At 73.9% G+C, this 7,039-nt stretch carries 6 protein-coding genes; 3 read left to right on the forward strand and 3 right to left on the reverse strand.

From position 1 onward, the window contains the following. Nucleotides 1–383 precede the first annotated feature (383 nt). Nucleotides 384–845, forward strand: coding sequence for a YwqJ-related putative deaminase (locus tag ABT247_RS21935; RefSeq protein WP_350744657.1), 462 nt, complete (start codon nt 384–386; stop codon nt 843–845). Next, nucleotides 773–1,456 (forward strand): SUKH-3 domain-containing protein, encoded by a 684-nt coding sequence (locus ABT247_RS21940; protein WP_392898278.1) that lies wholly within the window; start codon nt 773–775, stop codon nt 1,454–1,456. The genes ABT247_RS21935 and ABT247_RS21940 overlap by 73 nt, the downstream gene beginning before the upstream one ends. 53 nt (nt 1,457–1,509) lie before the next feature. Here ABT247_RS21940 and ABT247_RS21945 read toward each other — a convergent pair whose 3' ends face one another. Continuing rightward, nucleotides 1,510–2,778: a sensor histidine kinase gene (locus ABT247_RS21945; protein WP_350744659.1), complete on the reverse strand. Its 1,269-nt coding sequence runs from the start codon at nt 2,776–2,778 to the stop codon at nt 1,510–1,512. A gap of 260 nt (nt 2,779–3,038) precedes the next feature. On the opposite strand from ABT247_RS21945, the gene ppc reads away from it, so the two are divergent. Continuing rightward, a complete protein-coding gene (ppc, locus tag ABT247_RS21950; RefSeq protein ID WP_392898284.1) occupies nt 3,039–5,849 on the forward strand; it encodes a phosphoenolpyruvate carboxylase in 2,811 nt (936 codons plus the stop codon). A gap of 62 nt (nt 5,850–5,911) precedes the next feature. Here the strand turns inward: ppc and ABT247_RS21955 are convergent, their stop codons facing one another. Beyond that, nucleotides 5,912–6,235, reverse strand: coding sequence for a hypothetical protein (locus ABT247_RS21955; protein WP_350744661.1), 324 nt, complete (start codon nt 6,233–6,235; stop codon nt 5,912–5,914). A gap of 140 nt (nt 6,236–6,375) precedes the next feature. Further along, nucleotides 6,376–6,963, reverse strand: a complete 588-nt coding sequence (gene pth, locus ABT247_RS21960; protein ID WP_350744663.1) for an aminoacyl-tRNA hydrolase — start codon at nt 6,961–6,963, stop codon at nt 6,376–6,378. Nucleotides 6,964–7,039: the final 76 nt, after the last annotated feature.

A 7,039-nucleotide genomic window follows, 5' to 3' on the forward strand; every position in this document is an offset into this window, starting at 1 on the left:
GTCCGTCGCCCCGGTCCGTCGCCCCGGTCCGTCGCCCCGGTCCGTCGCCCCGGTCCGTCGCCCCGGTCCGTCGCCCCGGTCCGTCGCCCCGGTCCGTCGCCCCGGTCCGTCGCCCGGAACCGTACCGGCCGTGGCTGCGACCCCGGGGGTGTTTCGGGAAATCAGCGGACAAGTCGTGACGGCGGTGTGCGGATCCGGCCCGCGACGGGCCAGGATGCCGGCGGACGCCCGGCCGGCCCGCCAACGGCCGTACGGGCATTCGACCGTGCGCGTACCCCGGTTGTGCACTCGTGGGTGTCAAGTGACAGGCTTGCCCCGGACCGGACGCAACCCGACAGGACCCGACCGGGCCGCACCGCCGGGAACGAGGAGGAGGACACCGCATGACCACCGGTGAGCCGGCGGGCCCGCCCGTGCTGCGCCACCACCGCGACAGCCTGCTGCCCGCCGTCGCCGCCGCGCTGTCGCTCAAGGGCGGCGAGGTGCACACCCTGGCGGGCGGCAAGGACGAGCGGCGCCCGGTCCTGCACCCGCTGGTCGGCGAGTTCCTGGACACCCTGCCGGTCGAGGCCCGCGAGCGGTTCACCGGGCGCTGCCCGGAGGCCGTCCTGCTCTCCCAGTACCTGGCCACGGTCGACGGCAACCGGTCCAAGCGCGCCGCCCGCAAGCCGCTGTCCCTGCACGAGGCCCGCAAGGCGCTCAAGGGCTCCCGGATGACGACCGTTCGGATCCGCGAGGAGGGGGACCCGGCGCACGGCACCCACGCCCCGCCGTGCCGCTCCTGCGCGCCGATGCTGGAGCACTTCACGGTGCAGAGCGTCGCCGTCGGCCCGCCCGCGCGCTGACCGGCCGCGCGCCGCCCGCCCCACCGCCGTACGGCCACTGTCCCCGAGCCCCGGAGTCCGCCCTGAACCCGCCCAGCCCGATCCCGTCCCAGGCCGCCCCCACCGCGACCGGCACCCTCGGGCGGACCCGCCCGCGCTTCCCCGCCGACGTCGCCGCCGAGCTCAAGGCGGCCGGCTGGCACCCCGGCCGCTGGCAGATCCAGCGGGCCGAGGAGTGGGCCGACACCCTGGTCGCGCACGGCGGCCCCGACGGCGTCCGGCACGCGGTGTTCCCGGCGGCGGTGGAGGCCTGGGCCGAGTTCGGCGGGCTCGCCTTCGACCTGTCCGGGCCGGGCCGCCAGCTCGCCCGCACGCCGTTCCTGATCGACCCGCTGTGCGGCCTGCACCAGCCGCGAACCCTGTTCGACCTCGGCCGGGCGCTCGGCACCCAGCTCGCCCCGCTCGGCGAGGAGTCGTACGGGCAGGCGCTGCTGGCCGTCGACGAGGAGGGGCGGGTCTACAGCCTGGACCACACCGGCGAGTGGTTCCTCGGCCACGGCATCGACCAGGCCATCAACACCCTGGTCCTGGGCACCGCCCCGGAGCGGCTGCGCACCGCCGGGGAGGGCTGAGCACGCCCCCGGAGCGGCTGCGCACCGCCGGGGAGGGCTGAGCGCGCCCCGGATCAGCCCAGCCGGTCCGCGCGCACCACCAGCCTGGAGGGCAGCACCGCCTCTATCCGGAACCCGCCGTCCGCCTCCGGCCCGGCCGAGAAGGTGCCGCCCAGCGCGATCACCCGCTCCCGCATCCCCAGCAGCCCGTTGCCCCCGCTCGGCAGCTGCGCGGCGCCCCGCTCGCCGCCCGGGCAGGCGTTCACCACGCTCACCCGCACCCCGTTGGGCGCGTACGCCAGCAGGACGGACACCTGCGCCCCGCCCGCGTGCTTGTGCGCGTTGGTCAGCCCTTCCTGGACCACCCGGTACGCCGTCTGCTCGGCCTCGCCGGTGAACTCCTGCCGGCTGCCGCTGACCGTGAGCGTCACCGCCATCCCGGCCGCCCGGGACTGGTCGACCAACCGGGGCAGCCCGGCCAGCGAGTCCGGCTCCGGCGGCCGCTCGTCGTCCATCCGCAGCACGCCGAGGATCTCGCGCAGCTCGTTCAGCGCCTGCCGGCCCACCTCGCCCATCAACTTGGCGCTCTGGGCGGCCTTCTCCGGGTCCTTGAGGGCGATCCGCTCCAGCGCTCCCGCGTGCACCACCATCAGCGACACCCGGTGGGCCACCACGTCGTGCATCTCCCTGGCGATCCGGGTGCGCTCCTCCAGCCGGGCCCGGCGGGCGCGCTCCTGCGCCTGTTCGGCCAGCAGGTCCAGCTCGGTCTCCAGGCCGTGCGCGCGGTCCTTGAGCGACTCGATCAGCCGCCGCCGCGCGCCCACGTACAGTCCGGTGACCACCGGCGGGACGGTCAGCCCGACCGCCACCAGCACCGCTATCAGCACCTGGACCCAGAGCGGCGGCTGCTCCACCGACGCGTCGCCGGGCGTCAGCATGGACACCATCATCACCGCGACGGCCTCGGCGAAGGCCAGCACCGACAGCGCCACCACCCGCCGGCGCCGCGAGGGCCACTCCCAGGTCGCCGCCAGCGTGTACAGCGACACCACCAGCAGCAGCACCCCGAGCATCCCGGGCATCAGCACCAGGGTCGCCACCACCGGGACGGCCGGCCACCGCCGGCGCAGCACCAGCGAGCCGCCGGCCAGCGTGCCGAGCGCCGCGACCACGGCGATGCCCGCGCCGGACAGCTGGAACCGGGCGTCCAGGAAGGCGACCGTGCCGGCCGAACACTCCAGTGCGGCCAGCAGCGCCAGCCCGATGTCCAGGAAGGCGCTGCGCGGCCGCTTCCACCACCAGAACGACCGGACCGGCGCGCGCTCCCCAGGCGACTTGCTCATGGGCGACAGCCTATGCGGCAACCCCTTCCCCTCCCCACCGGTATTGCCCCGTACACCTCGCGCAGCGCTCAAGTGGTCCAGACCACAGGTGTGCTCCGGCGGGGCTGTCCGCCATCCGGCCACCTCGCGGACAGCACCCGCCCCGACACCTATGCTGGTCGCGTCGGACAGCGCGGTCCGCACGCGTCACGCCCGCCACACTGCGCGTGGAGCTGTGACGATGAGCCGTTGCCGAACCCCACCACCACAGGGAGCCAGCCGTGACCGCTCCGGTCAACACGCCGGCGGACAGCCCCGCTGTCCTCGCCGCCGGCGCCGCCGCAGACAACTCGGCCCTGCGTGCGGACATCCGCCGCCTCGGCGACCTCCTCGGCGAGACGCTGGTGCGCCAGGAGGGCCCCCAGCTGCTGGGCCTGGTCGAACAGGTCCGACTCCTCAGCCGCACCGACGGCGAGGCCACCGCCGAGCTCCTCTCCGACATCGACCTGGACACCGCCGCCAAGCTGGTGCGCGCGTTCTCCACCTACTTCCACCTCGCCAACGTCACCGAGCAGGTGCACCGCGGCCGCGAGTTCGCCACCCGGCGCGCCCGCGAGGGCTCGCTGCTCGCCCAGACCGCCGACCAGCTCGCCCAGGCCGACCCCAAGCACCTCCAGGACACCCTGGCCCACCTCGCGGTCCGCCCGGTCTTCACCGCCCACCCCACCGAGGCCGCCCGCCGCAGCGTGCTCAACAAGCTGCGCCGGATCGGCGAACTCCTCGACCGCATCCACCGCGAGGAGCTCACCTCCGGCCTGGTCGCCGCCGACCCGGCCCGCACGAGCAGCGCCAAGCGCTCCGCCGACCGCCGCCTCGCCGAGGTCATCGACCTGCTCTGGCAGACCGACGAGCTGCGCATCGCCCGCCCCGAGCCCACCGACGAGGCCCGCAACGCCGTCTACTACCTGGACGAGCTCTACCGCGAGGCCGTCCCCGAGGTCCTGGAGGAACTCCACGAGGAGCTCGCCCGGGTCGGCCTGAGCCTGCCCGACGGCGTCCGCCCGCTCACCTTCGGCACCTGGATCGGCGGCGACCGCGACGGCAACCCCAACGTCACCCCGCAGGTCACCTGGGACGTCCTCAACCTCCAGCACGAGTACGGCATCAAGGACGCCCTCGCCGCCGTCGACGACCTGCGCAACACCCTCTCCACCTCGGAGCGGCTGGCCGGCGCCTCCGTCGAACTGCTCGCCTCGCTCAACACGGACCTGCACCGGCTCCCCGAACTCAGCCCCCGCTACAAGCGGATGAACGCCGAGGAGCCCTACCGCCTCAAGGCCACCTGCATCCGGCTCAAGCTGGAGAACACCCGCGAGCGCCTGGCCGGCGGCACCCCGCACGTCGAGGGCCGCGACTACCTCGGCACCCGCGAGCTGATCGCCGACCTGCGGCTGATCCAGGACTCCCTGCGCGCCCACCGCGGCGAGCTGATCGCCGACGGCCGCCTGGCCCGCGCCATCAACACCATCGAGGCCTTCGGCCTCCAGCTCGCCACCATGGACGTGCGCGAGCACGCCGAGGCCCACCACCACGCCCTCGGCCAGCTCTTCGACCGCCTCGGCGAGGAGGCCTGGCGCTACGCCGACATGCCCCGCGAGTACCGGCAGAAGCTGCTCGCCAAGGAACTGCGCTCGCGCCGCCCGCTCGCCCCGACCCCGGCCCCGCTGGACGAGGCCGGCACCAAGACCCTCGGCGTCTTCAACACCATCCGCGAGGGTTTGGAGCGCTTCGGCGACGAGATCGTCGAGAGCTACATCATCTCGATGTGCCAGGGCGCCGACGACGTCTTCGCCGCCACCGTGCTGGCCCGCGAGGCCGGCCTGATCGACCTCCACGCCGGCATCGCCAAGATCGGCATCGTGCCGCTGCTGGAGACCACCGACGAGCTCCAGCAGGCCGACCGCATCCTGGACGAGATGCTCTCCGACCCGTCCTACCGGCTGCTCGTCTCGCTGCGCGGGGACGTCCAGGAGGTCATGCTCGGCTACTCCGACTCCTCCAAGTTCGGCGGCATCACCACCTCCCAGTGGGAGATCCACCGCGCCCAGCGCCGACTGCGCGACGTCGCCCACCGCTACGGCATCCGGCTGCGCCTCTTCCACGGCCGCGGCGGCACCGTCGGCCGCGGCGGCGGCCCCTCGCACGAGGCGATCCTCGCCCAGCCCTGGGGCACCCTGGAGGGCGAGATCAAGGTCACCGAGCAGGGCGAGGTCATCTCCGACAAGTACCTGCTGCCCTCGCTGGCCCGGGAGAACCTGGAGCTGACCCTCTCCGCCACCCTCGCCGCCTCCGCGCTGCACACCGCCCCGCGCCAGGCCCCCGAGGAGCTGGCCCGCTGGGACGCCGCGATGGACCGCGTCTCCGAGGCCGCCCACACCGCCTACCGCGCCCTGGTCGAGCAGGAGGACCTGCCGAAGTACTTCTTCGCCGCCACCCCGGTCGACCAGCTCGCCTCGCTGCACCTGGGCTCCCGCCCGTCCCGCCGCCCCGACTCCGGCGCCGGACTGGACGGCCTGCGGGCCATCCCCTGGGTGTTCGGCTGGACCCAGTCCCGCCAGATCGTCCCCGGCTGGTACGGCGTCGGCTCCGGCCTCGCCGCCGCCCGTGCGGCCGGTCTCGGCGACGTGCTGGACGAGATGTACGGCCAGTGGCACTTCTTCCGCAACTTCCTGTCCAACGTGGAGATGACCCTCGCCAAGACCGACCTGCGGATCGCCCGGCACTACGTCGAGACCCTGGTGCCCGCCGAACTGCACCACGTCTTCGACCAGATCGTCGCCGAGCACGACCTCACCCTGCGCGAGGTGCTCCGGCTCACCGGTGAGAGCGAACTGCTCGAGCACAACCCGGTGTTGAAGCAGACCTTCACCGTCCGCGACGCCTACCTCGACCCGATCTCCTACCTCCAGGTCGCGCTGCTGCGCCGCCAGCGCGAGGAGGTCGCGGCCGGCCGGCGCGAGGACCCGCTGCGCGCCCGCGCGCTGCTGCTCACCGTCAACGGCATCGCCGCCGGCCTGCGCAACACCGGCTGACGCCGCCCGGCAACGCCGAAGGGCCGGTGTCCCGCCAGGGGACACCGGCCCTTCGCGAACCGCTACTCCGCGGACTCGCCCGCGCGCCGGCGCTTCAGCCACAGCGCCGCACCGCCGGCCGCGACCACCAGGCCGCCGCCGACCGCCAGCAGCCCGGCGTCCGGACCGACCGGATCGCCGAGCACCGGACCGAACTGCGCGGCCGCGGGCTCCGGCGAGACCGCCGGATCGGGCTCCGCCACCGGATCGGCGTGCGCCACCGCACCGCTCGACAGCAGCACACCGGCCGCCCCCAGCGCACCGGCCGCGCCGACCCGCCGTCCGAACTGCTTCAGCCGGACCACCCGGAGCCGCCGAAGTCGGCGGACCGGACGCAATCTCCGCATCGAGAACTCCCCAGGACCCGTTCGCGTACCCGGACCGACGCTATCCGATCCCGCACAGGGTTCTCACACGGATTCAGGTTTGGGCCGGCAAGCGTTGTACGACTGTTGCGTAGCCCGCACAGCCCCTCCATGACGCCGCGTCAGGAGTTGTAGGTGCTCTGCGCCCGCTCCAGCCCCTCGGACAGCAGCGCCTCCACGGCGTCGGCCGAGCGGTCCACGAACCAGTCCAGCTCCTTGCGCTCGCTCGAGGAGAAGTCCTTCAGCACGAAGTCCGCGACCTCCATCCGGCCCGGCGGGCGGCCGATCCCGCAGCGCACCCGGTAGTAGTCCGGCCCGAGCGACTTGGTGATCGACTTCAGCCCGTTGTGGCCGTTGTCCCCGCCGCCCAGCTTCAGCCGCAGCGCCGCGTAGTCGATGTCCAGCTCGTCGTGGACGGCGATCAGTGCCGAGGCGGGCACCTTGTAGAAGTCCCGCAGCGCCGTCACCGGGCCGCCGGAGAGGTTCATGAAGGACATCGGCTTGGCCAGCACCACCCGCTTGCCCGCCAAGCGGCCCTCGGCCACCTGCGCCCGGCTCTTGTGCGCCTTGAACCTGGCACCCACCCGCTGCGCCAGCAGGTCCACCACCATGAAGCCGATGTTGTGCCGGTTCCGGGCGTACTGCTCCCCCGGGTTGCCCAGGCCCACCACCAGCCAGGGCCCGTCGTACTCCTCGATGCGCTCGCCCATGCCCACTCTCCTCGTCACCGTCGCGCTCGACGTCATCATCCCGGACGCACCGCTGCCCCGGTCGCTCCAGCGGGAG

Source organism: Kitasatospora sp. NPDC001539 (assembly GCF_040298565.1).
GTDB lineage: Bacteria > Actinomycetota > Actinomycetes > Streptomycetales > Streptomycetaceae > Kitasatospora.